Below are 23,119 nucleotides of genomic sequence, written 5' to 3' on the forward strand. Positions count from 1 at the left end.
TCCGGGGGCTCGGCCCCCGGAGCAAACATGACGAGAGTCCCCGGTCCGAGCGTTACGCGGACAGAGTCCTCCGACTCTCGTGGGCGCGGTAGGTTTCGAACCTACGACCCCTCGCTTGTAAGGCGAGTGCTCTCCCACTGAGCTACGCGCCCGGCTCCCGTCCCCGCGCTCGTCACGGCGCGGGGCGTTCCGGAGTGGTTATCTTACCTTGGTGGGGCTGGTGGGTCTTCTCCGGCTTCAGAGGATGAGGTCCTTGAGGGTTTCGCGCCAGGTGGTCTGGTCGCGGGGTTCTCCGGGGCCTTGCATCTGGGCGTAGCGGACGGCGCCTTCCTTGTCGATGATGAAGGTGCCGCGGTTGGCGAAGCCGGATTGGTTGTTGAAGACGCCGTAGGACTGGGCGACCGCGCCGTGCGGCCAGAAGTCCGCGAGGAGCGGGAAGGTGAAGCCCTCGCGGTCTGCCCAGATCTTGTGGCTGTATGTGGAGTCGACACTCGCCGTCAACACCTGGATGTAGTCATTCGAGTACTCAGAGTAGTGCTCTTGGATCTCTGAGAGCTCGCCCTGGCAGGTGCCGGAGAACGCCAAGGGGTAGAAGACCAGGAGTACGGCTTTGCGGCCGCGGAAGTCCGAGAGGGAGACCTCCTGGTTGTTCTGGTCCTTGAGCGTGAAGTCCGGCGCCTCTGTGCCCACGTCGATCGGCATCGGTCAACGATAGCCAAAAGGCCGCGCGGCGGCGGGTACCGCGCGGCTGACGAAGCGGAAGGGTTACTTCTTCTTCGCCCCGCGGGAGGACACCAGGCGGGCAGCGGTCCAGTCCGTGCCCGCGTTCACCGTGGAGGTCTGCTGAAGGCCGGCGGCCGGCGCGTTCTCGCTGACCTCGCTGGGTTCGACATGGCCGTCCCGGCCTGCCTTGGGGGTCAGGAGCCACACCACGCCACTGTCGGCTAGGGGGCTCAAAGCGTCCGTGAGCAGTTCGAACAGGTCACCGTCGCCGTCGCGGTACCAAAGAAGCACCGCGTCGACCACCTCATCGGTGTCCTCGTCGACCAACTCGCCCACGCGTTCGGTCAGGGCATCACGGAGATCCTCGTCTACGTCATCGTCGTAGCCCATCTCCATGACCACCATGCTCGGCTCGAAGCCGAACCGGTCCGCCAGGCTGCGTACGCCGTCGGCCTGACCAGCGGTCGCGCTCACTGTCTAATTCCTCCTTGCTGTTCACGACAACTTTGTGGGGGTAGTCCACACACTCGGCGCCTTGTGCGCAAGTGGCGCACCGAGTGTGTGGCAATCTATCGCGTCAGCAGGGCATGGGCACCCTGTGTGATGGCATCTTCCCCGATCAGGACCAGTTGCGCTGCCGGACCGAGCGGAACGGGTGAATCTACCGAGGCGATCCGGCGGACCGCGCCGACGAATCCGCCGTCCACCAGAGCGGCCAGAATTCCCTCGCCGACCCCGCCTGAGCGGCGGGTTTCGTCGACGATGAGGACCCGGCCGGTCGCTGAGGCCTCGCGGACGAGGTCGGCAACCGGGAGCGGGCTCAGCCAGCGCAGATCCACCACCCGGGAACCGTATCCTTCCGCGGCGAGTTGGGCGGCGACGCGCAGCGACATGCGCACGCCGTTTCCGAAGGTCAGGATCGTCAGGTCCTCCGCCGAGCCGACCGGGTAGGTGCGGGCGCGGCCGACGGGGATGTGCGCGCCGGCCCAGTCGCCGGGTGGGGCGTAGGGGGCGAGCCATTCGTTGTCTCCCTGCTGGAACAGGTCGCGGGTGTGGTAGAGGGCGATGGGCTCGAGAAACACGCTCACCGTGCCGTCCACGGCCGCGGCGGCCAGGCAGGAGCGCAGCAGCGGGGCCGCGTCGGCCGGGCGGGAGGGGACGGCCAGGACCAGGCCGGGCACGTCGCGCAGGACAGCGACCGAGTTGTCGTTGTGGAAGTGGCCGCCGAAATTCTGCTGGTAGGCGAGGCCTGCGACGCGCACCACCATCGGGTTGCGGAACGCTCCCTGCGAGAAGAACGCCATGGTGGCCGCCTCACCGCGGAGCTGGTCCTCGGCGTTGTGCAGATATGCCAGATATTGGATCTCGGGGATCGGGAGCAGGCCCGCGAGACCGGCGCCCAGGCCGAGGCCGAGGATGGACGTCTCGTCGAGCAGGGTGTCGAAGACCCGGGTGGCTCCGAAGCGCTCGCGCAGGTTCTTCGTCACGCCGTAGACGCCGCCCTTGACCGCGACGTCCTCGCCGAAGAGCAACGCGCCCGGATGGGCGAGCAGCGCGTCGGTCAGGGTGGCGTTGATCGTCTGGGCGAGGGTCAGCGGGCCTGCCCGTTCGGGCAGTTTGCCGCCGAAGGCCTGGGAGCGCAGCGCGGAACCGGCTCCGTTGGCCCGGGTGGCGGTGTCGGTGATGTGTTTCGAGGTGCGCAGCGGGCGGCGGGTGGCCAGCGGCGCCGCGACCTCCGCCGCGGTCGCGAGTTTGGGCTCGCCGAGCACCTCCTCGGCCACCTTGCGGACCTGCCAGCCGAGCTCGTCGTAACGCGAGATCAGGTCGTCGGGTGTGGCGAACCCGCCCTCGATCAGCAGGCGCGCGGTGCCGATCAGGGGGTCGCGGGCCAGGTCGCTGCTGATCTCGTCGGCGGCGCGATAGGCCACCTCGGCGTCCGCTCCCGCGTGCCCCATCAGCCGCACCACGGACAGGTGCAGGACGGCGGGTTTGCGCTGCTCACGAACCCAGTCGGCGGCTTCTCGGGCGGTGTCGTAGGCGGTGGCCAGATCGGTGCCGTCGGCGGCGAAGTAGCGCAGGCCGGGGCGCGAGCTGAGCGTGGCGGCCACCCAGCCCTCGGGCGAGGGGACGCTGATGCCGAGGCCGTTGTCCTCGCAGACCAGCAGCAGCGGCAGGTCCTGCCCGAGGTGCTCGTAGTAGCCGGCGGTGTTGAACGCGGCGGTGGCGGTGGCGTGGTTGACCGAGGCGTCGCCGAAGGACGCGACCACGATCGCGTCCGCGGGCCAGGAGGAGTCGGCGCCCTTGAGCGAGGGGGCCAGCGCGAGGCCGACGGCCCGTGGGAGGTGCGAGGCGATGGTGGACGTCGTGGGGATGATCGCCAGATCGGACCGGCCGAAGACCTTGTGCCGGCCGCCGGAGATGGGCTCCAGCGAGGACGCGACGATGCCGCGGAGAACATCTCGGGCGGCATCCAGAACAAAGTCGCCCGCAGCGGAAGCGACAGCGGCCCGGACACAGTAGAACGCGCCGGAGCGGTAGTGGAGCAGGGCGGGATCATCCGGGCGCAGCACGGCCGCGACGGCGGCGTTTCCCTCGTGGCCGGACGACCCGATGGTGTAGAAACCCTCGTTGAAGCTGCGCAGCCAGCGCGCGGCGAGGTCGAGGTGGCGGCTGGTGAGCTGGGCGTCGAAGAGCTCCCGGGCCCGCTCACCGGTGAGTGCGGAACCTTCGCGGACCGGTTCGCCGGGCGCGCGCAGCGGGTCGCGCGGCCGCAAGGCCGAGACCGCGTCGCGGAAGCGCTCGTCGAGTTGTTGAGGCGTGGTCACGCGAACCAGCATTGCCGACCTTGGCCACCCCCGCCACCGCGCAATCGCGTCCTGTGGATAACGGACGCGGATAACGGGCGTCGATAACGGGCGCCTGTGGATAACCGCGTTCGCCTGCGGACAGGCACAACCGCGTGATGAGCTACGAACGTCTCCGTGTAAGACTTCCCTCTCATGGACACCACCGTGATCACCGTCCGGACCGGTTCGAAGCCGGTGGTCCGCGACATCACGGGCGAAGCGGAGCTGTTCGTCCGCGGCCGCGGCGACGGCCTGCTGCACGTCTTCGTCCCGCATGCGACCGCCGGGCTGGCGATCATCGAGACCGGTGCGGGATCCGACGAAGACCTGCTCACGGCCATCGACGAGCTGCTGCCGGCGCAGGACAAGTGGCGGCACAGGCACGGTTCCCGCGGTCACGGTCGTGACCATGTTCTGCCTGCCTGGATCCCTCCGTACGCGTCACTGCCGGTGATCGGCGGCCGCATAGCGCTGGGCACCTGGCAGTCCATCTGCCTCGTCGACCCGAACGGCGACAACCCCGAGCGCCAGGTCCGCTTCAGTTTCCTGGGGTAGCAAAAGTAGTTACTGCCCAGTACATGTGTCCCATGTCGCGCAGCACGACGGTAGGCGTGACGACGGGCACCGGGAGGGGGCAGGATGGAACCATTGCCGTGCGGCTCACACAATGGGCGTACGGTCCGACACCGACCAAGAGGAATGCCTGTGGCCACGGAACGCAAGCGCCCGGTGATCAGTGACGGCCTGCCGAGCCAGCTTCCGGACATCGACCCCGAGGAAACCAGCGAGTGGGTCGAGTCGCTCGACGGAGTCATCGACGAAGCCGGGCCCAAGAGAGCCCGTTATGTGATGCTGCGCCTGCTGGAACGCGCCCGTGAGCGACAGGTCGGCGTCCCGCCCCTGACCTCGACCGATTACATCAACACGATCCCGCCCGAGCAGGAGCCCTGGTTCCCCGGCGACGAGTTCGTGGAGCGGCGCATCCGGGCGTACATCCGATGGAACGCCGCGATGCTGGTGCACCGCGCGCAGCGCCCGCAGATCGGCGTGGGCGGTCACATCTCGACCTACGCGTCGAGCGCCAGCCTCTACGAGGTCGGCATGAACCACTTCTTCCGCGGCAAGGACCACCCCGGCGGCGGCGACCACATCTTCTTCCAGGGTCACGCCTCCCCCGGCATGTACGCCCGCGCGTACCTCGAGGGCCGGCTGACCGAGAACGACCTGGACGGCTTCCGCCAGGAGTTGTCGCACCCGGGTGGCGGCCTGCCGAGCTACCCGCACCCGCGGCTGATGCCGGACTTCTGGGAGTTCCCGACGGTCAGCATGGGCATCGGCCCGCTGAACGCGATCTACCAGGCCCGGTTCAACCGGTACATGCACAACCGCGGCATCAAGGACACCAGCCAGCAGCACGTCTGGGCGTTCCTCGGCGACGGCGAGATGGACGAGGTCGAGTCGCTCGGCGCGATCGGCCTGGCCGCCCGCGAGGAGCTCGACAACCTCACCTTCGTGATCAACTGCAACCTGCAGCGGCTCGACGGCCCGGTCCGGGGCAACGGCAAGGTCATCCAGGAGCTGGAGTCGTTCTTCCGCGGCGCCGGCTGGAACGTCATCAAGGTCGTCTGGGGCCGCGAGTGGGACGCCCTGCTCGCCAAGGACACCGACGGCGCGCTGGTCAACCTGATGAACACCACGCCGGACGGCGACTTCCAGACGTACAAGGGCGAGTCCGGCGCGTACGTCCGGGAGAACTTCTTCGGCCGTGACCCGCGCACCCGCAAGCTGGTCGAGGGCATGTCCGACGACGACGTGTGGAACCTCAAGCGCGGTGGTCACGACTACCGCAAGCTCTACGCCGCGTACAAGGCCGCCACCGAGCACACCGGCCAGCCGACGGTCATCCTGGCGCACACCATCAAGGGCTGGACGCTGGGCTCGCACTTCGAGGCCCGCAACGCCACGCACCAGATGAAGAAGCTGACCCTGGACGACCTCAAGGGCTTCCGGGACCGGCTCTACCTCGACATCAGCGACAAGCAGCTCGAGGAGAACCCGTACCTCCCGCCGTACTTCCACCCCGGTGCGAAGTCCGACGAGATGCAGTACCTGCAGGAGCGCCGGCGCGAGCTGGGCGGCTACGTGCCGACCCGGCGCACCAAGCCGAAGACGCTGGCGATCCCGGAGTCGAAGACGTTCGGTGACGTCAAGCGCGGGTCCGGCAAGCAGAAGATCGCCACCACGATGGCCTTCGTGCGCCTGCTCAAGGACCTGATGCGCGACAAGGAGTTCGGGGCCCGCTGGGTGCCGATCATCCCTGACGAGGCGCGTACGTTCGGCATGGACTCGCTCTTCCCGACGAAGAAGATCTACTCGCCGCACGGCCAGACCTACACGTCGGTCGACCGGGAGCTCTTCCTGTCGTACAAGGAGTCGACCACCGGGCAGATCCTGCACGAGGGGATCAACGAGGCCGGCTCGACCGCAAGCTTCATCGCCGCGGGCACGTCGTACGCGACCCACGACGAGCCGATGATCCCGCTGTACATCTTCTACTCGATGTTCGGCTTCCAGCGCACGGCGGACGAGCTGTGGGCCGCCTCGGACCAGATGACCCGGGGCTTCCTGCTCGGCGCGACCGCGGGCCGCACCACGCTCAACGGCGAGGGCCTGCAGCACGAGGACGGCCACTCGCTGCTGATCGCCGCGACCAACCCCGCGGTGGTGGCGTACGACCCGGCGTTCGCGTTCGAGATCGCGCACATCGTCGAGCGTGGCCTGCACCGGATGTACGGCGAGCACCAGGAGAACGTCTACTACTACCTGACGATCTACAACGAGCCGATCCTGCAGCCCGCGGAGCCGGCCGACGTCGACGTCGAGGGCCTGCTCAAGGGCATCTACCGCTATGCCGCGGCGCCGCAGACGACCGGTCCGAAGGCGCAGATCCTCGCCTCCGGCACGGGCATGCAGTGGGCGATCAAGGCGCAGGAGCTGCTCGCTCAGGACTGGGGCGTCGGCGCCGATGTCTGGTCGGTGACCTCGTGGACCGAGCTGCGCCGCGACGCGGTGGAGACCGAGGAGCACAACCTGCTCAACCCGGGCGAGCCGGGGCGCAAGCCGTACATCCAGACCAAGCTGGAAGGCACGGAGGGCCCGGTCGTCGCGGTCAGCGACTGGATGCGGGCCGTCCCCGACCTGATCAGCCGCTGGGTGCCGAACGACTACACGTCGCTGGGCACGGACGGCTTCGGCATGAGCGACACCCGGCACGCCCTGCGCCGCCACTTCCACGTGGACGCGGAGTCGGTGGCCGTGGCGACGCTGCGCCAGCTCGCGCTGCGCGGCAAGGTCCCGGCGCACGTGCCGGCCGAGGCCGCCAAGAAGTACGCGATCGACGACGTCAGCGCGGCTCCGGTCGGCGAGACCGGCGGCGACAGCTGATCAGCACGGCCTGAAGGGGTGTGCCGCGTTACAGCGGTACACCCCTCAGTTTTTGCCCGAGATGGTCGAAAAGTCGGGCATGGTGCGTGCTCAGATCAGTCACAAGCTGCTTGCCCTCGGCCTCGGCAGTGTCATCAGTACGGCCGCGGTCCTCGTAGGGGTCGGCGCCTGGCAGAGCGGTTCGTTCGCCGACCGCACGGACGACCAGGTCCAGCAGCTGACGACCGACGATCTGAACCGCACCTCGGACGAGGTGAACAGGCTGGTCAGCTCGGTCGGCGACGAGGTGCAGACCGGCGTCAGCAACAGCATGAACACCGCCAACTCGCTGCTCAAGAAGGCCGGCGGCGCGTCGCTGCAGGACCGGACCGTCAAGTGGGCCACGACCAACCAGGTCAGCCAGGCCAAGAGCACCGTGACCCTGCCCCGGATGGCCGTGGGCGGCAAGTGGCTGGGCCAGAACACGAGCTTCGGCACCTCCACCACGTTCGTGGACGACACCGCCGACCTCACCGGGCGCTCGGTGACCGTCTTCCAGCGGATGAACGACGACGGTGACCTGCTGCGGGTGGCGACGAACGTCAAGGGCAAGACCGGCAACCGGGTGATCGGTACGTACATCCCGGCGACAGGCGCGGACGGCACCCCGAACGCCGTCGCCGCCGCGATCAAGTCGGGCAAGAGCTACCGCGGCGTGGCGCAGGTGGTCGACACCTGGTTCATCACGGCGTACGACCCGATCAAGGACAGCTCCGGTACGGTCATCGGCGCGCTGTTCGTCGGCGTACCCCAGTCCACCGCCCTGGCGAACCTGACCGACGCGATCGCCGGCAGCAAGATCCGCGAGAACGGCTCGGTGGCGGTCTACAGCACGAACAGCGCCGACAAGGGCCGGGTCATCGCCTCCAGCGTCGACGGCGCGGCCGGGACGACCGTGCTGGACGCCACCGACGCCAAGGGCGTGAAGTACGTCGAGCAGATCGTCACCGAGGCGACGAAGCTCACCGGCGACAACACGTTCCGGACCACGTACCAGCTGCCCGGCGCCACCAACGGCAAGGCCGGCAACACGATCACCACGGCGTCGTTCTACAAGCCCTTCTCCTGGGCGATCGCGGTCAACGGGTACGAGGCCGACACCACCGGAGCCTCCGACGCGGTCCGCGACGGGCGCCGGGACATGCTGGTCGCGTTCGTCATCGCGGCGCTGCTGATGGCGGTGGCCGGTGGCCTGCTGGCGGCCGGGCAGGCGCGCCGCATCTCGAAGCGGCTGGGCCGGCTGACCGACGCCCTGGCCCGGCTGGCCAAGCGTGACCTGACGGTCAGGAGCGACGAGAGCGGCACCGACGAGATCGGCCGGGCCGGCACGGCGCTCAACACGGCCGTCAGCGAGCTACGCGAGGTGATGATCGAGGTCACCGGGGCGTCGCACGAGGTGTCGAAGTCGGCCGGGCTGGTCGCGACGACCGGTGGCGAGCTGACCGGCTCCGCCGCGACCGCCTCCGACCGGGCCGGAGCGGCGAGCCGGGCGGCCGAGGACATCTCGCACGTGGTGCAGACGGTTGCCGCCGGCGCCGAGGAGATGGGGGCCTCGATCAGCGAGATCTCCAGCAACGCGCAGGACGCGGCCAGGGCCGGGCGTGACGGCGTGGGCCTCACCGCCACCGCCTCGGGCGTCATCGACGAGCTGCGCGTCTCCACCGGCAAGATCGCCGACGTGGTCCGGCTGATCGCCAGCATCGCCGAGCAGACGAACCTGCTGGCGCTGAACGCGACGATCGAGGCGGCCCGGGCGGGCGACGCCGGTAAGGGCTTCGCGGTGGTCGCGGGCGAGGTCAAGGATCTGGCCCAGGAGACCGCGAAGGCGACCGAGGACGTCACCGCGCGGGTGTCGGCCATCGAGGGCGACACCGCCAAGGCCGTCGAGGCGATCAACGCGATCACGAACACGATCGCTCAGGTCAACGACTACCAGACGGCGATCGCCGCGGCGGTCGAGGAGCAGGCCGCGACGACCGCGGAGATGTCGCGCAACATCTCCGAGGTGGCCGTGGGCAGCCAGGAGATCGCTTCGGGCATCGGCGCGGTCAGCGGGGCCGTGGAGAGCACCCGCGGCGCGGTGCAGGTCTCCCACCAGGCCGCCGAGGAGCTCGACGCGACCGCGCGCCGGCTCACCGTACTCGTGGACAGATTTACTGTTTGATCTTCCCGCCCGCGCCCAGAACGGCAGCGAGCTTGTCGAACTGCTGGTTGGTTCCCTCGATCATGTAGCCCTGGACCACGTCGTCGGTGTAGCCGGCGAAGTGGTTGGTGAGCTCTGTGCGACCGTCGCCCAGATCCTTGAGGGTGACGGTCGCGGTGCCTCCGCCGATCCCGCGCTGGCCCTCCCACTCGTACCCGAGCGTGGCGACCGGCTCGACGACGGTGAAGCGCATGTCGGTCGGGAATTCCGTCCCGTCGGGGGCGACCATGGTCAGGCGGAAGACACCGCCGGGGCGTACATCCATCTCCACGCTCTCCCGGGGTGTGGTCATGCCGGAAGGCCCCCACCAGGCGGCGAGCTGGTCCGGGTCGGTCCAGGCCGCCCAGACGAGCTCGCGGGGAGCGTCGAAGACGCGAACGATGTCGATCTCACGGAAATCCATCAGGTGCCTTTCATCAGGTTCTTGAGGTGGGCGTCGAGCTTGTCGTAGCTCGACTCCCAGAACTGGCGGTAGCGGTCCACCCACTCGGAGGCCTCCTGCAACCCCTCGGCCTCGAGCTTGCACGGGCGCCACTGGGCCTCGCGGCCGCGGGAGATCAGGCCGGCCCGCTCGAGGACCTTGAGGTGCTTGGAGACGGCGGGCAGGGTCATGGCGAACGGCTCGGCCAGCTCGTTGACGCTCGCCGAGCCCTGCGCCAGGCGCGCCAGGATGGCCCGGCGCGTGGGGTCGGCGAGGGCGCCGAAGATGACGCTCAGCCGGTCGTCCGCCACCGGATCAGGCCGGCACGTACGTGATGACCTCGACGCCGGTCTTCGTGCTCCAGCTCTTGGTCAGCGAGAGCGCGACCTTGGTGCCGTCGTGCCACAGCTTGCGCCCCTCGCCGACGACGACCGGGAAGACCATGATCCGGTACTCGTCGATCAGGTTGTGCCGGGTCAGATAGTTGACCAGCTCGGCGCTGCCGTTGATCAGCAGACTCTCCGGGCCGTCCTTGAGCGCGCCGACGGCCCCGGCGACCTCACCGGTCAGGAACGCGGCGTTCCACTCCGGCTCGGTGAGCGTGGTGGTGGCGACGTGCTTGGGCATCGAGTTCATCTTCTTGCCGAAGTGCCCGGTCGCTTCCTCCATGCCGGGCCACGCGGCCTTGAAACCCTCATAGGTACGCCGTCCGAGCAGCAACGCGTCCGCCTCCTGCAGGTTCTCGTCCTGCCAGCCGCCGAGCTCGTCGTTGAAGTAGGGCCCGCTCCAGCTCGGCTCCTCGAAGACACCGTCGAGCGTCACGTACTCCACCGCGATGATCTTGCCCATGTCCCGTACTCCCAAGTCTGTCGGTTTGTTTAACGTTCTGGTTAATTAGCTTGTCGGTAAACTACCCAGCTCACGGCACTCGCGTCAAGGGCGTATAACCAGAAGCGTGAACCTCGACCAGATCCTGCGGCGGCGGATAGAGCGACAATTCCTCGGCAGCGAGCGGGGAACGGACGCGATAGCCGTCGCACGCCGCCTCAGCGGGGTGCATGCCCAAGTGGCCGCATCGGCTCAGGCCGCGGTCTCTATCCGGACGGCAACGGCGGACCTCGACAGAGCGCTCTACCAGGATCGGACTCTGGTACGCACGTGGGCAGCCCGGGGCACCCTGCATCTCCTCCCGGCCGAGGACCTCCCGACCTGGGTGGCAGCGATGAGTACGCGCACCCGTGAGACAAATCGAGGGGGTCTGGGAGGAACGGGACGGCAGGCCGGTGATCACCGCTTTCGGCCGGCTGCCGGCCGCGGTGCGCCGGGCCCTTCCCGAGGGGGCGGTGGTCAGCCGGGATTGAGGCGCCGCGTGGCGCCTTGACCTGCCCGGCGTGAACCTGCTCGACGGGCGCCGTAGTCTTGGTGGGTGACTGTACGAGTACGCTTCGCCCCCTCGCCGACCGGAATGTTCCACGTCGGCGGCGCCCGTTCCGCTCTGCAGAACTGGATCGTCGCCCACCAGACCGGTGGCGCGTTCGTCCTTCGCATCGAGGACACCGACGCGGCCCGCAACCGTCCCGAGTGGATCGAGGGCATCATCTCCGCCCTCGACTGGATCGGCATCGAACGCGGCAGCTACGAGGGCCCCTACTTCCAGTCCTCCTACGCGAGCGAGCACACCGCCGCCGCCACCCGGCTCTACGCCGAGGGCCGCGCCTACTACTGCGACTGCACCCGCGAGGACGTCGTCGCGCGTTCCGGCAACACCCACACCGGCTATGACGGCTTCTGCCGGGAACGTGCGCTCGGCCCGGGCGAGGGTCGTGCGCTGCGCTTCCGTACGCCCGACGAGGGCAGCACCGTCGTCGTCGACCTGGTCCGGGGCGAGCCGACGTTCGAGAACAAGCTCATCGAGGACTTCGTCATCGCCCGGAGCAACGGCACCGCCGTGTTCCTGCTCGCCAACGTCGTGGACGACATGACAATGGGCATCACCCACGTCATCCGCGCCGAGGAGCACCTGCCCAACACCCCGAAGCAGCAGCTGCTGTGGGAGGCGCTCGGGGTCAAGCCCCCGATCTGGGCACACGTGCCGGTCATCGTGAACGAGAAGCGCCAGAAGCTCTCCAAGCGGCGCGACAAGGTGGCCCTGGAGTCGTACCGCGACGAGGGTTATCTCGCCGCCGCCATGCGCAACTATCTGCTGCTGCTCGGCTGGGCGCCCACCGGCGACCGCGAGATCGTGCCGTGGCAGGTCATGGAGGACGAGTTCCGGCTCGAGGACGTCAACCACTCCCCCGCGTTCTTCGACGTCAAGAAGCTGCGGGCGTTCAACGGCGAATACATCCGCGCGCTGTCGTCGGAGGAGTTCGCCGCGGTGTGCGCGCCGTGGCTGGGCGGCACCGAGACCATCGCGGCCCCGCCGTGGGACCCGGAGGCGTTCGACTTCCAGGTCTTCGCCGACGTCGCGCCGCTCGCCCAGACCCGTATCGCGGTGCTGAGCGAGATCGTCGACTACGTGGACTTCCTGTTCCTGGCCGAGCCGGTCAGCGACGAGCAGTCCTGGAACAAGGCGATGAAGGAGGGTGCGGGCGACATCCTCGACGCCGCCGCGGCCGCCTTCGGCGCTCTCGAGGAGTGGGCTGCCGAGCCGTTGAAGGCCGCGCTCGAGAAGGTCGGCGAGGAGCGCGGGCTCAAGCTCGGCAAGACCCAGGCACCGGTGCGGGTCGCCGTCACGGGGCGTACGGTCGGACTCCCGCTCTTCGAATCTCTCGAGGTCCTCGGCCGGGAGAAGACCCTCGCGCGGCTCGCAGCGGCCCGCCAGAAGGTGGCCTGAACTATTTCGTGACCATTTCGGTACACGCTCACTGAGAATTCAGTGCGCGTGTACCGAGTGGTGCAACGTCCTGGTCAGCCGCGCGCGTCATAGGGGTAGAGGTATCCGCAGGACGGGTGACCGGGCACTGCGGGACTTGCTCCTGCTGGGTACTATTCGCCCGCTGATCAGCTCTGTCGGCGTACCCCCCTCGCCTTTGCACCGGGTCTATTCCGGATGGCTCCAAAGGTCGTGGCCCGGGATGCGGCCGGGGTCGTCTGCGGGGAAGCTGTGAACCGGGGTTCGTCAGAACCAGGGGCGCGGCGGACCATGTCCATCACCAAGGCGGGGGAGGCCGGACGGTGGCTCGAGGGATGTTGAAACGGCTTGTAACCGTGACGGGTGCGCTCGCCGCGACCGTCGCGATCGGCCTGTCCCTGTCCTCGGCGCCGGCGAGCGCCGCGCCCAAAGCGGCCGCGACCCCGGATTCCGTGATGGTGACCGGCAAGTTCCCCGAGGGCAAGCTCGTCGTCAAGCAGGCCGAGCACCCCGACCTGTTCCAGCGGCTGCTGGGCGAGGTCAACTGGCTGGGCGCCGCAACGCCGACCACCACTCAGCCCAAGTCGGACAAGCTCGGCGTCAAGTTCACGGTCACCGTGCAGATCAAGGACAAGGCCACCCAGGTCTACGACCTGTACCCGATGGCCTCCGGCGGGCCGCGGGCCTACCGGCCGGCCAAGCAGCCGACCGGCAAGAAGACCTCGGGCTGGTTCTACGGCCGGCTCTCGATGTCCGAGACGCTGCGGCTCAGCGGCCTTCCGCTGGACGCGAAGCCCGACGCGGTCGCCGGTGGCATCGGCGGCGGCGTGGGCGAGAGCGTCAACGAGGAGCTCGACCCGGTCGCCGTCGGCAAGGATGTCTTCGACCAGTTGCAGCGGCTGTTCCTGCTCAACGGCGCGGTCCTGCTCGTCGTCCTGCTCGGCCTGGCCGGCGTCGCGTTCCTCATCCGCCGACGGGTCTAACCAGCGGGCCGCACCGGGATGCGCAGGACCGGGCAGTCCGGCGCGGGTTGATTGCAGCGCTCGCCGAGACCGAAACCGTCCAGCAGTCGCGGGTTCGTCGCCGCGTCCGCCACCTCGCGGGTGGTCAGCGGTGCCTCGCCCCGGTCCCGGTCGCCCGTGCCGCGCTCGCCGGTGACCTGCACCGCGATCGTGCGGCCGTCGACCACCCGGCGGGCGATCACCTCGTGCACCTGCCAGTCCCGGTCGTCGCTCTCGTCGTAGCGGGCGAATTCGAACCCGGACGCTGAATGGTCCGGGTCGGCGCAGGCGTTCGGGTCCGCGGCCACCGGCAGGCACAGGCCCGCGGGTGCGTCGAAGACCGCCACCTCGATCAGGCCACGGGATTCCCCACCGGCGCCGACGACCGCGTACTGCCGCCAGCCCGAACCGCGGTACGGCGGGCGGGGCACGATCCGGAACTCCTTGGCGTCGACCGGGGCGGCCAGGACGTTCAGCACCGGATCCAGCACTGCCGACGGGCGGGGCTGGGCGACCGCCACGGCCGCTGTCGAGCGTGGTTTGTGGCCGGGGAGGAGGACTGTGGTCAGGGCGTACCCGAGAAGGACGACCAGGCAGACCGCGACGAGGCCGGAGATGACCACGGTGGCCGCCCGTCGCCGGCGCAGCCGTTCGGCGCGGCGGAAGATGTCGTCGACCGCGTCACCGATCGGCGGCTCCCCGGCGCACGCCCGTTCCAGGACGGACGTCATCGCCGCGCTCACAGTGCACCGGCGGGCTGGGTCGCGCGCAACAGGTCACCGAAGGCGGCCAGCCCCTCGGCCTCGTACTCCGTGACCTTGCCGCCGTCGATGCCGAGCACGTCGGCCGTCTCACCCACCGGCAGATGGCAGAAGTGGTGCAGGACCAGGACCGCGCGGCACTTCGGCGGCAGCCTGCGCAGGGCGTCGAGGACCAGGACGGTGTAGACGTCGCTGAGTGCGGCATCCGCGTCCTGCTCGCCCGCCGCCTGCGGAGATGCTGTCTGCGGTGGTGCCACGAAGACGTGCTCGCGACGGCTGTGCGCGGGTTTGAAGGCCGACATCAGATCGCCGTACGCCCACAGGTCGAGATCGGCGACGTCCGGATCGGTCAGCGCCCGGGCCAGCGTGGCACGGGCGAGGCCGGCCGCCCGCGTCCAGTCCCCGCACATCAGGAAGGCCGCGCGGCGCAGGTGGGCGTACCGCTGGGCCACGTAGTCGTCGGTCATTCGGGCCTCCCTTTTGCCCCTTTTATAGGGCACGGCGGGGTGGCCTCGTCGCGGAACGGGGTTCACACGACCCGGACGGTGACCTCGACAAGGCGTACGAGATCGTCCAGGTCGGCGTCGAACTCGGCTCCGGCCGGGTCTCCCTGCGGGGTCGCCTCGGGCAGCCCGCCGGTCACCTCGCCGGTCGTGTAGCCCAGCAGGAACGCGCAGATCATCCGGGTCAGCCGGGGCACCGTGTCCGGGGCCACACCGGCGTCGTGCAGCGTGGCGCGCAGGGCCGCGGTCAGCCAGGAACTGCCGGGCGAAGGGCGATTCAGCAGCAACGGGTACGCGCCGGGGTGCCGCAGCGACAGCCCCCGCACCGCCCGTCCGAGCGCCCGGAGCCGCTGCCGCCAGTCGATCTCCGCCGGGTCGCCGTCGTAGTCGGCCAGCTCCAGGTTCAGCAGATCGACCAGGCCGTCCAGCATGGCGTCCTTGCCGCCGACGTACGGGTACAGCGCCATCGACGTCAGCCCGACCCGTTCGGCGACCGCGCGCATGGACATCGCGGCCAGTCCGCGCTCGTCGACGAGCGCCAGGGCCTGGTCGAGGATCAGCCGTCTCTTGTCGTCCACCCGCTCACGGTGTCGGGCCGTACGCCCGGGCGCTGCGGACGCGCCGGGGCGGTCACCCGCCCGTGGCTCTTCAGCACCAGCGGCCGGGCGGGCGGCCACGACCGGCGGCGCGGCGGCGGGGGCGGACCGCACCGTGCAGGTGGGCACCGGCCCAGCCGTGCAGCTGGGTGCGGCAGCCCATGCGGTGCGGGAAGTCGTCGGCCGGCTCGGGGGCGAGCAGGGTGGGCAGGTCCTCGGTGCAGTCCTGCTCCGGGTCGGGGAGTACGCCCTCGTGGTCCGTCACTGCCGCCTCCTTTCCGTGCTTCGCCGGGATACCCGGTCTCATCGGCACCGCGACCCCGCGCTTGACCCTCGACGGTTATCGAGTCAAGTACGCGGTCACGTACCAGGACGACACGATGCCAGGTCACCGACCGGAATCGCAGGGAAGGCGCACCGCTATTACGGACAAATATCTCAAAAGGTACGCCTCTCGCCGCGCGCGCCGCGTACCGGTGGCCGCCTGACATGCTGGTCCGGTGGCACGCAAACCCGCACCGACGAACGCCCCGCTGGCGGCCACCCTCCGCAAGGTCGAACGCAGCGCCGGCACCCTGGCCTCGGCCAGCGTGGCCCGGATGGAGGAGACGCTGCCCTGGTTCCGGGCGCTGCCCGCCGACCAGCGCTCCTCGGTCATGCTCGTCGCGCAGGCCGGCATCCGCTCCCTGGTCGAGTGGCTGCACTCGGGCGGGACGGCTGCCGGCACCCAGGAGATCTCCGACGAGGTCTTCGCGGCCGCGCCCCGGACCCTGGCGCGCGCGATCACGCTGACCCAGACCGTCCAGCTGATCAAGGTGACCATCGACGTCGCCGAGTCCGAGGTTCAGGCCCTCGCCGCCGACGGCGAGGAGGACGCGCTGGCCATGGCCATCCTCAAGTTCTCCCGCGAGATCGCGTTCTCCGCCGCCCGTGTCTACGCCCGGGCCGCCGAGACGCGCGGCGCGTGGGACACCCGGCTGCAGGCCCTGCTCGTGGACGCCCTGCTGCGCGGCGATTCCTCCGACGTGCTCGCCAGCCGCGCCGCCGCCCTGGGCTGGGCCGACGCCCCGCCCGTCTCGGTGGTGGTGGGCCGCTCCCCCGGCGGCGACCACACCGTGGTGCTGCACTCGGTCTACCGGGCCGCGCGACGGGCCCGGGTCGAGGTCATCGGTGGCGTGCACGGCGACCGGATCGTGGTGGTGATGGGCGGCGCCACCGACCCGCTCGCCACGGCGACGCAGCTCGCGGGCGCGTTCGGCGACGGTCCGATCGTCGTCGGGCCGGCGGTGCCCTCACTGGACCAGGCCACCGAGTCGGCCCGCGCCGCGCTCGCCGGGTTCCGGGCAGCGCCCGCCTGGCCCGCCGCGCCGAAACCGGTCGCCGCCGACGACCTGCTGCCCGAACGCGCCCTGGCCGGGGATCCCGAGGCACGGCGGGCGCTGCGGCATGACGCGTACGGTTCCCTGTCCCGGGCCGGGGGTGGGTTGCTCGAGACCCTGGACGCCTTCTTCGGGGCGGGCGGGGTGCTGGAGAGCGCGGCCCGCGAGCTCTATGTCCATCCGAACACGGTGCGATACCGTCTCAAAAGGGTTACCGAAGTGACCGGGCTGTCCCCGCTGGACGGGCGCGACGCGTTCGCCCTGCGCATGGCGATGACCATCGGCCGGCTCGACCCGGCGACGTGAAACACCTCTTAGTGGGACAGGCACCAGGGGTCTTTGTAGGAAACCCACAACGTCGGTCGTAGGGTTTGGTCCCGTGCGACACCTTCGTAATGACCCCGGATCCGGGAGAGTCATAAGCGTGCTCGCAGTCCTCTCCCCCGGCCAAGGCTCCCAGAAGCCCGGCTTCCTCGCTCCCTGGCTCGAACTGCCCGGCGCCCGGGACCGGCTGACCGCCTGGTCGGCGCTGTCCGGTGTCGACCTCGTCCACCTCGGGACGGAGGCCGATGCCGAGGAGATCAAGGACACCGCGCGTACGCAGCCCCTGCTCGTCGCCGCCGCCCTGCTCGCGGCCGAGCACCTCCCGCTGGCGAGCGTCGACGTCGTCGCCGGTCACAGCGTCGGCGAGCTCGGCGCCGCCGCCCTCGCCGGGGTGCTGACCCCGGAGACCGCGATCACCCTCGCCGGGGTGCGTGGCCGGGAGATGGCCGCCGCCTGCGCGCTGGAGCCGACCGGCATGAGCGCCGTCCTCGGCGGCGACGCCGACGCGGTCCTCGCCGGGATCGAGGCGCACGGGCTCTACCCCGCCAACCGCAACGCCACCGGCCAGATCGTCGCCGCCGGCGCCCTCGACGCGCTCGCGAAGTTCGCCGCCGAGCCGCCCGCCGCCGCCCGGATCCGCTCGCTGGCCGTCGCCGGGGCGTTCCACACGCCGTACATGGCGCCCGCCGAGAAGGCCCTCGGTCTCGCCGCCGCCGAGGTCAGCGTCGCCGACCCGGCACGCGTGGTCCTGTCGGACCTGGACGGCACGTCCGTCGCCGACGGGCGAGAGCTGCTGCAGCGCCTGGTCCGCCAGGTCACCGCCCCCGTCCGCTGGGATCTGGTCATGAGGACCCTGCGCGAGCTGGGCGTCACCGGCATCATCGAGCTGCCGCCCGCCGGCACCCTGGCGGGGATCGTCAAGCGCGAGCTCAAGGGCGAGAACGCCCCCGAGATCGTCACCCTGAACAACCCCGGTGACCTGGACGCTGCCCGCGACCTCATCGCCCGCCACACTGCGACCGAAGGAGCATGACCATGACCGCGGGTTCCCGCATCGTGGCGATGGGCCACTATCAGCCCTCGAAAGTGGTCACCAACAACGACCTGGCCCAGCTCATGGAGACCAACGACGAGTGGATCCGCGACCGGGTCGGCATCGCCGAACGCCGGGTCGCCGACGCCGAGTCGGTCGCCGACATGTCCACGTTCGCCGCCGAGAAGGCCCTGGCCGGCTCCGGGCTGACCGCCGCCGACATCGACATGGTCGTCGTTGCCACCTGCTCCTCGATCGACCGGTGCCCGAACGTCGCGACCCGCGTCGCCGCACGCCTCGGCATCACCGCGCCCGCCGCGTTCGACCTGAACACCGCGTGCTCCGGCTTCTCCTACGGGCTGGCCACCGCGGACCACGCGATCCAGGCCGGCGCCACCCGTAACGCCCTCGTGATCGGTGCCGAGAAGCTCTCCGACCTGACCGACTGGACCGACCGCACCACCGCGATCCTCTTCGGTGACGGTGCCGGTGCCGCGATCGTCAGCGGCGTCCCCGACGGCGAGCAGGCCGGCATCGGCCCGGTGCTCTGGGGTTCCGCCCCGGAGAAGGGCGAGGCGCTGCGGATCGAGGGGCGCACCCCGTACATCAAGCAGGACGGTCAGGTCGTCTTCCGCTGGGCGACCACCGCGCTCGCGCCGCTCGCCCTGCAGGCCTGCGAGCGGGCCGGCGTCAAGCCGTCCGAGCTCGCGGCGTTCGTGCCGCACCAGGCCAACACCCGCATCATCGACGGCATCGTCAAGCGGCTGGGCCTCGGCCCCGACGTGGTCATCGCCAAGGACCTGGTCGAGTCCGGCAACACCTCCGCGGCTAGCATCCCGCTGGCGCTGTCCAAGCTGGTCGAGAGGCGCGAGGTGCCCTCGGGTGCCCCGGTGCTGCTCTTCGGCTTCGGCGGCGGCCTCACCTACGCCGGACAGGTCATTCGCTGTCCGTAAGCAAGACCACCATCGAGAGGAAAGACCACACAATGGCAACTCGCGAAGAGATCACCTCCGGCCTCGCCGAGATCCTCGAAGAGGTCGCCGGGGTGAACCCGGAGGACGTCGCCGAGGAGAAGAGCTTCACCGACGACCTGGACGTCGACTCGCTCTCCATGGTCGAGGTCGTGGTGGCAGCCGAGGAGAAGTTCGGCGTCAAGATCCCCGACAACGAGGTCCAGAACCTCAAGACCGTCGGCGACGCCGTCTCCTTCATCGAGGCGAACCACTGACATGAGTGTCACTGACGTCGTCGTCACCGGGCTCGGCGCGACGACCCCGCTTGGCGGGGACGTCGCGTCCACCTGGGACGCCATGCTCGCCGGCCGCTCCGGGGTGACCCCGCTCACCGCGGAGTGGGCCGAGCAGTTGACCGTACGCATCGCGGGGCAGCTCGCCGTCGACCCGTCCGAGGTCATCGACCGGGTCCGGATGCGCAAGCTCGACCGCTCCGAGGCGATCGCCCTGATCGCCGCGAAGCAGGCCTGGGCCGACTCGGGCCTCGAAGGCTCCGGGCTCGACCCGGAACGCCTCGCCGTCAGCTTCGGCAGCGGCATAGGGGGCGCGGTCACCCTGCTCAACCAGGACGACATCCTGGAGGCCTCGGGCCCGCGCCGGGTCAGCCCGCACACCGTGCCGATGCTCATGCCCAACGGCCCCGCGGCCTGGATCGGCATCGACCTGCAGGCACGGGCCGGCGTGCACTCCATGGCCAGCGCCTGCGCCACCGGTTCCGAGGCGCTGTCCCTGGCCCTCGACATCATCCGCTCCGGCCGCGCCGACGTGGTCGTCGCGGGCGGCACCGAGGCGGTCATCCACCCGCTTCCGCTCGCCGGTTTCGCCTCGATGCGCGCCATGTCGACGCGTAACGACGAGCCCGAGAAGGCCTCCCGCCCGTGGGACAAGGGCCGCGACGGTTTTGTCATGGGTGAAGGCTCGGGCGCCCTGGTGCTCGAGCGCTACGACCACGCCGTCGCCCGGGGCGCGCGCATCTACGCCCGTCTCGCCGGCGCCGGCATCACCTCCGACGGCTTCGACATCGTCCAGCCCGACCCGGACTGCAAGGGCGGCATCCGCGCGATGACCAAGGCGATCCAGGACGCCGGCCTGACCGGCGCCGACATCGCCCACGTCAACGCGCACGCCACCTCGACCCCGGCCGGCGACATGGGCGAGATCAAGGGCATCCGGGCCGCCGTCGGCGACCACCCGGTGATCACCTCGACGAAGTCCATGTCGGGTCACCTCCTCGGCGCGGCCGGCGCCCTGGAGTCCATCGCCACCATCCTGGCCATCCGGGACAGCGTCGTACCCCCGACGATCAACCTGGACGACCCGGACGATCGCCTCGACCTCGACGTGGCGGCCCACAAGGCCCGTCCCCTCGAGATCGCGGCGGCGATGAACAACTCGTTCGGCTTCGGCGGTCACAACGTAGCCCTGGTCTTCACCCGGGTGTGACCTCGCACTTCCAGGTCAGGGCGTCTCCTCGCGGAGGCGCCCTTTCCTGTTCTCAGCGGTCAGACGCTGTATTCGTCGATGCTGACGTCCGCGTCGATCGACACCAGAAAAGCCAGGTCGGCGATGGTGAGATGCCAGCCGAGCAGTGACTCCGGCGGGCCGTCCTCGGCTGCCTGCGGGTCGCCGTCGTCCACCTCGAAGTAGCGGACGATCTGCAGCACGGCCTCGATCTCGCCCGGCTCCACCAGCTCACGGATGCCGTTGGCTATGGGCCGGATCCGGTCCAGCACCTCGGAGACCTGCTCGTCGACGGTCATCCGGGGCTTGCGGCATTCGACAGCCCACGTGTGGGCGGCCGGGACCGGCGGCGTGGTCTGGCGTGACCCCCGGACCCCGACCCGATCGGGCTGAAAGCCCAGCTTCGCGGTTATCTCCTCCGGCGTCGTCACGTCGCTCTTCAGGGCAAAGTACACATACTGCTTAACCAGGACCGAGCCCTCATCATCACTCACCCCCGAACGCTATCCCCGTCCCGCCGGGCTCATCCGGTCAGGCGGCAGGACGCAGTCCGGCGGTGTCGAAGGCAACCAGGGACTCGACAACGAGGCCGCCGTGCAGCCGCATGCGATCGATGCCCTCCCAGGCGATCGACTGCCCGGCCGCGGTGGCGGTGCCGCGCCAGCTCACAAAACAAAGATCATCCACCATGGCGTACGCGGTGACGGCCAGCCGCACATCCGGAAAACGCCCGACGATGGCGGCTACCCGCTCGCGCCATGCCTCGATGCCACGCAACGGCTCGGGCAGCCCGGGGTATCGCAGCTCGATGCCGGGGGCTGCGAGCTCACCCACGCGCGCCGGGTCGGGCGAGCTCCAGAACGCGGCCCAGCGGTCGACAAAGTCCTGCATGGCACGCTCCTAACTTACATACTCGAAGTACGTACTTGGAGTATGTATCATTTGACCGGTCCACTCCGATGTCAAGCCGAGGACGTCCTATGCCGACGCGCCGCACCCAGGCCGCGCGGTCTGCCGGCACCACCACCGACCTGCTCGCGCACGCGACCACCGCGTTCGGGGCCGTCGGCTACGACCGCGTCACGATCGACGCCGTGGCCGAGGCCGCGAGCCTGACCAAGGGGGCGGTCTACCACCACTTCGGCGGCAAACAGGGGCTGTTCCTGGCCGTGTACGCCGCCGCACACGAGCGCATCGCCGCCCGTACGACCGCTGCCGTCACGGCCGCCGGCACCGCCTGGCAGAAGCTCGAAGCCGGCGTGGCGCAGTTCCTGACCGCGGTCGCCGAGCCGCACCTGCAGCGCATCGTGGTGGTCGACGGGCCCCGGGTGCTCGACCGCACGACGATCCGCGACATCGAGGACCGGCATGCCGCGGGCCTGCTCCGGACGGCATTCAGGCGGCTCCGCGAGGCAGGCGAGCTGACCGCGGGTGACGACGCTCTCCGCACCAGGCTGGTCATCGGCGCTGTCTGCGAGGCGGCCACGATGATCGCCGAGTCCGCCACACCGGAACAGACCTTCGAAGCCGCCCGGACCGACGTCGAACGCCTGCTGACCGGCCTGCGGGCCTGAGTCCTGCGCTACCGCACCGGGCAGGAGATCACCCGGGCGGTCAGGCGCGCAGGGAGCCGAGGAGTTTCAGGCGGTCGGCGTCCGGGCTGCCCGGTTCGGCGGTGAAGACCAGCATGACCGGCCCGGGGTTGCCGGGCAGCGGGTAGGTGTCCCAGTCCAGGAGGATGTCGCCGGTCTCGGGGATACGGAAGATCTTGGTGCCGCTGACCGATTCGCGGACGTCGTGCAGGCCCCACAACCGCCGGAAGTCGGCGCTGCGGATGCTCAGCTCGCCGACGATCGCCGTGGCGCGGGGATGGGTGGGGTCGGTGGCGACGGCGGCGTGCATCATGCCGATGTAGTCCAGGGCCTGGCGTTCCCAGTCCGGGCAGCTGCGTTCGCGGGTCAGCGTGTCGTCGAACATCAGCAGGAGCATGTTGAGCCGTTCGGGCGGGACCTGGTCGGGATCACCGAGCAGTGCCTCCGCCATCGGGTTCCAGGCGAGCAGGTCGAGGTGGCGGCCGAGGACGACAGCCGGGGTGTCCATGATCTGCAGCAGCCGCCGGGTACTGCGCGGGACCTCCTCCGGACCGCGCTCCAGCTGGGCGGGCATCGGCCGGCGCGCGGCGTAGGCCAGGGTGAACAGGTGGCGGCGTTCCTCGTCGTCGAGGCCGAGCGCACCCGCGATCGCGTCCAGGACCTCGTCGGACGGGCGTACCTCCCGGCCCTGCTCCATCCGCTGGTAGTAGTCGGTGCTCAGCCCGGCCAGCAGGGCGAGCTCCTCGCGCCGCAACCCGGCGACCCGGCGCCGGCCGCCCGGCTCCAGGCCCACGTCGTGCGGGCTCAGCCGGTTGCGCCGGGCGCGCAGGAACTCGCCGAGCTCACGTGCGTACGGATGGGTCATGCCCTCAGTCTGCCGACCCGCCCGGCAGCCAGGGTAGGTCTCGCGGACCTAGGCAACCGGG

25 protein-coding genes, 1 tRNA gene and 1 pseudogene are annotated in these 23,119 nt (G+C 70.0%); 13 read left to right on the top strand and 14 right to left on the bottom strand.

The genetic code is table 11. The features are described 5' to 3' along the window. Positions 1–80: 80 nt before the first annotated feature. The 4 genes from Ahu01nite_RS03890 to Ahu01nite_RS03905 all read right to left on the bottom strand — a co-directional run bounded on the left by Ahu01nite_RS03890 (position 81) and on the right by Ahu01nite_RS03905 (position 3,560). Positions 81–152: transfer RNA gene (locus Ahu01nite_RS03890), tRNA-Val, on the bottom strand. Positions 153–237: 85 nt separating this feature from the next. Beyond that, positions 238–702: a peroxiredoxin gene (locus tag Ahu01nite_RS03895; RefSeq protein WP_203834982.1), complete on the bottom strand. Its 465-nt coding sequence runs from the start codon at positions 700–702 to the stop codon at positions 238–240. A 63-nt stretch (positions 703–765) separates the two neighbouring features. After that, complete coding sequence (locus tag Ahu01nite_RS03900; protein WP_203834983.1) at positions 766–1,197, bottom strand: DUF3052 domain-containing protein; 432 nt, start codon at positions 1,195–1,197, stop codon at positions 766–768. 95 nt (positions 1,198–1,292) lie between these two features. Continuing rightward, positions 1,293–3,560 carry a thiamine pyrophosphate-dependent enzyme gene (locus tag Ahu01nite_RS03905; RefSeq protein WP_203834984.1) on the bottom strand — a complete coding sequence of 756 codons (2,268 nt, stop codon included), beginning with the start codon at positions 3,558–3,560 and terminating at the stop codon, positions 1,293–1,295. Positions 3,561–3,722: 162 nt separating this feature from the next. Here Ahu01nite_RS03905 and Ahu01nite_RS03910 point away from each other — a divergent pair, with 162 nt between their 5' ends. From Ahu01nite_RS03910 to Ahu01nite_RS03920, 3 genes are all read left to right on the top strand, one after another. Further along, positions 3,723–4,124 (top strand): YjbQ family protein, encoded by a 402-nt coding sequence (locus tag Ahu01nite_RS03910; protein WP_203834985.1) that lies wholly within the window; start codon positions 3,723–3,725, stop codon positions 4,122–4,124. A 150-nt stretch (positions 4,125–4,274) separates the two neighbouring features. Beyond that, positions 4,275–7,013, top strand: coding sequence for a pyruvate dehydrogenase (acetyl-transferring), homodimeric type (aceE, locus tag Ahu01nite_RS03915; protein WP_203834986.1), 2,739 nt, complete (start codon positions 4,275–4,277; stop codon positions 7,011–7,013). Positions 7,014–7,092: 79 nt separating this feature from the next. After that, positions 7,093–9,216 (top strand): methyl-accepting chemotaxis protein, encoded by a 2,124-nt coding sequence (locus tag Ahu01nite_RS03920; protein ID WP_203834987.1) that lies wholly within the window; start codon positions 7,093–7,095, stop codon positions 9,214–9,216. Here the strand turns inward: Ahu01nite_RS03920 and Ahu01nite_RS03925 are convergent. The 3 genes from Ahu01nite_RS03925 to Ahu01nite_RS03935 are packed head-to-tail and all read right to left on the bottom strand — an operon-like array spanning position 9,206 to position 10,525. Beyond that, positions 9,206–9,658: an SRPBCC domain-containing protein gene (locus Ahu01nite_RS03925; RefSeq protein ID WP_203834988.1), complete on the bottom strand. Its 453-nt coding sequence runs from the start codon at positions 9,656–9,658 to the stop codon at positions 9,206–9,208. The two genes, Ahu01nite_RS03920 and Ahu01nite_RS03925, sit on opposite strands and share 11 nt — an antisense overlap. Further along, positions 9,658–9,987 carry an ArsR/SmtB family transcription factor gene (locus Ahu01nite_RS03930; protein ID WP_203834989.1) on the bottom strand — a complete coding sequence of 110 codons (330 nt, stop codon included), beginning with the start codon at positions 9,985–9,987 and terminating at the stop codon, positions 9,658–9,660. Before Ahu01nite_RS03930 ends, Ahu01nite_RS03925 begins: the two co-directional genes overlap by 1 nt. A gap of 4 nt (positions 9,988–9,991) precedes the next feature. Next, complete coding sequence (locus Ahu01nite_RS03935; protein ID WP_203834990.1) at positions 9,992–10,525, bottom strand: dihydrofolate reductase family protein; 534 nt, start codon at positions 10,523–10,525, stop codon at positions 9,992–9,994. Positions 10,526–10,742: 217 nt separating this feature from the next. Here Ahu01nite_RS03935 and Ahu01nite_RS50155 point away from each other — a divergent pair. The 4 genes and pseudogenes from Ahu01nite_RS50155 to Ahu01nite_RS03950 all read left to right on the top strand — a co-directional run. Next, positions 10,743–10,898 (top strand): annotated as a pseudogene (locus tag Ahu01nite_RS50155) (DNA glycosylase AlkZ-like family protein); the annotation flags it as partial. A gap of 16 nt (positions 10,899–10,914) precedes the next feature. After that, entirely contained in the window at positions 10,915–11,037 is a 123-nt protein-coding gene (locus tag Ahu01nite_RS51280) for a hypothetical protein (protein WP_275411701.1), read from the top strand. Between the two features lie 65 nt (positions 11,038–11,102). After that, positions 11,103–12,512 carry a glutamate--tRNA ligase gene (gene gltX, locus Ahu01nite_RS03945; RefSeq protein ID WP_203834991.1) on the top strand — a complete coding sequence of 470 codons (1,410 nt, stop codon included), beginning with the start codon at positions 11,103–11,105 and terminating at the stop codon, positions 12,510–12,512. Positions 12,513–12,865: 353 nt separating this feature from the next. After that, positions 12,866–13,513, top strand: a complete 648-nt coding sequence (locus Ahu01nite_RS03950) for a hypothetical protein (protein ID WP_203834992.1) — start codon at positions 12,866–12,868, stop codon at positions 13,511–13,513. Here the strand turns inward: Ahu01nite_RS03950 and Ahu01nite_RS03955 are convergent. From Ahu01nite_RS03955 to Ahu01nite_RS03970, 4 genes are all read right to left on the bottom strand, one after another. Continuing rightward, complete coding sequence (locus Ahu01nite_RS03955; RefSeq protein ID WP_203834993.1) at positions 13,510–14,262, bottom strand: hypothetical protein; 753 nt, start codon at positions 14,260–14,262, stop codon at positions 13,510–13,512. The genes Ahu01nite_RS03950 and Ahu01nite_RS03955 overlap by 4 nt on opposite strands. Before the next feature lie 8 nt (positions 14,263–14,270). Further along, the gene (locus Ahu01nite_RS03960; RefSeq protein WP_203834994.1) at positions 14,271–14,759 is read right to left on the bottom strand and encodes a sigma factor-like helix-turn-helix DNA-binding protein; all 489 of its coding nucleotides are present in this window, start codon (positions 14,757–14,759) and stop codon (positions 14,271–14,273) included. 62 nt (positions 14,760–14,821) lie between these two features. Then, entirely contained in the window at positions 14,822–15,373 is a 552-nt protein-coding gene (locus Ahu01nite_RS03965; RefSeq protein ID WP_203834995.1) for a TetR/AcrR family transcriptional regulator, read from the bottom strand. Positions 15,374–15,443: 70 nt separating this feature from the next. Further along, on the bottom strand, positions 15,444–15,656 hold the full coding sequence (locus Ahu01nite_RS03970; RefSeq protein ID WP_213003233.1) for a hypothetical protein: 213 nt from the start codon (positions 15,654–15,656) through the stop codon (positions 15,444–15,446). A gap of 235 nt (positions 15,657–15,891) precedes the next feature. Between Ahu01nite_RS03970 and Ahu01nite_RS03975 the strand changes: the two genes are divergently transcribed. From Ahu01nite_RS03975 to fabF, 5 genes are all read left to right on the top strand, one after another. Next, on the top strand, positions 15,892–17,076 hold the full coding sequence (locus Ahu01nite_RS03975) for a PucR family transcriptional regulator (protein ID WP_203834997.1): 1,185 nt from the start codon (positions 15,892–15,894) through the stop codon (positions 17,074–17,076). A gap of 118 nt (positions 17,077–17,194) precedes the next feature. Further along, positions 17,195–18,127, top strand: coding sequence for an ACP S-malonyltransferase (locus Ahu01nite_RS03980; RefSeq protein WP_203834998.1), 933 nt, complete (start codon positions 17,195–17,197; stop codon positions 18,125–18,127). Positions 18,128–18,129: 2 nt separating this feature from the next. Continuing rightward, positions 18,130–19,080, top strand: coding sequence for a beta-ketoacyl-ACP synthase III (locus Ahu01nite_RS03985; protein ID WP_203834999.1), 951 nt, complete (start codon positions 18,130–18,132; stop codon positions 19,078–19,080). 32 nt (positions 19,081–19,112) lie between these two features. Then, the gene (locus Ahu01nite_RS03990) at positions 19,113–19,355 is read left to right on the top strand and encodes an acyl carrier protein (RefSeq protein ID WP_015619828.1); all 243 of its coding nucleotides are present in this window, start codon (positions 19,113–19,115) and stop codon (positions 19,353–19,355) included. Between the two features lies 1 nt (position 19,356). Next, a complete protein-coding gene (gene fabF / locus Ahu01nite_RS03995; protein WP_203835000.1) occupies positions 19,357–20,583 on the top strand; it encodes a beta-ketoacyl-ACP synthase II in 1,227 nt (408 codons plus the stop codon). Positions 20,584–20,642: 59 nt separating this feature from the next. On the opposite strand, the gene Ahu01nite_RS04000 is transcribed toward fabF, so the two are convergent. Then, on the bottom strand, positions 20,643–21,095 hold the full coding sequence (locus Ahu01nite_RS04000; RefSeq protein ID WP_203835001.1) for a DUF4279 domain-containing protein: 453 nt from the start codon (positions 21,093–21,095) through the stop codon (positions 20,643–20,645). Positions 21,096–21,132: 37 nt separating this feature from the next. Then, positions 21,133–21,492, bottom strand: a complete 360-nt coding sequence (locus Ahu01nite_RS04005) for a nuclear transport factor 2 family protein (protein WP_203835002.1) — start codon at positions 21,490–21,492, stop codon at positions 21,133–21,135. Positions 21,493–21,581: 89 nt separating this feature from the next. Between Ahu01nite_RS04005 and Ahu01nite_RS04010 the strand changes: the two genes are divergently transcribed. Continuing rightward, complete coding sequence (locus Ahu01nite_RS04010; RefSeq protein WP_203835003.1) at positions 21,582–22,175, top strand: TetR/AcrR family transcriptional regulator; 594 nt, start codon at positions 21,582–21,584, stop codon at positions 22,173–22,175. 40 nt (positions 22,176–22,215) lie between these two features. Here the strand turns inward: Ahu01nite_RS04010 and Ahu01nite_RS04015 are convergent, their stop codons facing one another. Continuing rightward, positions 22,216–23,058: a helix-turn-helix transcriptional regulator gene (locus Ahu01nite_RS04015; RefSeq protein WP_203835004.1), complete on the bottom strand. Its 843-nt coding sequence runs from the start codon at positions 23,056–23,058 to the stop codon at positions 22,216–22,218. Positions 23,059–23,119 lie beyond the last annotated feature (61 nt).

It is taken from the genome of Winogradskya humida (genome assembly GCF_016862215.1).
Classification (GTDB): Bacteria; Actinomycetota; Actinomycetes; order Mycobacteriales; family Micromonosporaceae; genus Actinoplanes; species Actinoplanes humidus.

Bases quoted from the DNA above. Each gene is read 5' to 3' on its own strand.
- Ahu01nite_RS03955 (WP_203834993.1), bottom strand. From the start codon at position 14,262: ATGACGTCCGTCCTGGAACGGGCGTGCGCCGGGGAGCCGCCGATCGGT.
- Ahu01nite_RS03910 (WP_203834985.1), top strand. From the start codon at position 3,723: ATGGACACCACCGTGATCACCGTCCGGACCGGTTCGAAGCCGGTGGTC.
- fabF (WP_203835000.1), top strand. From the start codon at position 19,357: ATGAGTGTCACTGACGTCGTCGTCACCGGGCTCGGCGCGACGACCCCG.
- Ahu01nite_RS04015 (WP_203835004.1), bottom strand. From the start codon at position 23,058: ATGACCCATCCGTACGCACGTGAGCTCGGCGAGTTCCTGCGCGCCCGG.
- Ahu01nite_RS03990 (WP_015619828.1), top strand. From the start codon at position 19,113: ATGGCAACTCGCGAAGAGATCACCTCCGGCCTCGCCGAGATCCTCGAA.
- Ahu01nite_RS03895 (WP_203834982.1), bottom strand. From the start codon at position 702: ATGCCGATCGACGTGGGCACAGAGGCGCCGGACTTCACGCTCAAGGAC.
- Ahu01nite_RS03920 (WP_203834987.1), top strand. From the start codon at position 7,093: ATGGTGCGTGCTCAGATCAGTCACAAGCTGCTTGCCCTCGGCCTCGGC.
- Ahu01nite_RS04005 (WP_203835002.1), bottom strand. From the start codon at position 21,492: ATGCAGGACTTTGTCGACCGCTGGGCCGCGTTCTGGAGCTCGCCCGAC.
- Ahu01nite_RS03985 (WP_203834999.1), top strand. From the start codon at position 18,130: ATGACCGCGGGTTCCCGCATCGTGGCGATGGGCCACTATCAGCCCTCG.
- Ahu01nite_RS03950 (WP_203834992.1), top strand. From the start codon at position 12,866: ATGTTGAAACGGCTTGTAACCGTGACGGGTGCGCTCGCCGCGACCGTC.
- Ahu01nite_RS04010 (WP_203835003.1), top strand. From the start codon at position 21,582: ATGCCGACGCGCCGCACCCAGGCCGCGCGGTCTGCCGGCACCACCACC.
- Ahu01nite_RS03925 (WP_203834988.1), bottom strand. From the start codon at position 9,658: ATGGATTTCCGTGAGATCGACATCGTTCGCGTCTTCGACGCTCCCCGC.
- Ahu01nite_RS03905 (WP_203834984.1), bottom strand. From the start codon at position 3,560: ATGCTGGTTCGCGTGACCACGCCTCAACAACTCGACGAGCGCTTCCGC.
- Ahu01nite_RS03935 (WP_203834990.1), bottom strand. From the start codon at position 10,525: ATGGGCAAGATCATCGCGGTGGAGTACGTGACGCTCGACGGTGTCTTC.
- Ahu01nite_RS03960 (WP_203834994.1), bottom strand. From the start codon at position 14,759: ATGACCGACGACTACGTGGCCCAGCGGTACGCCCACCTGCGCCGCGCG.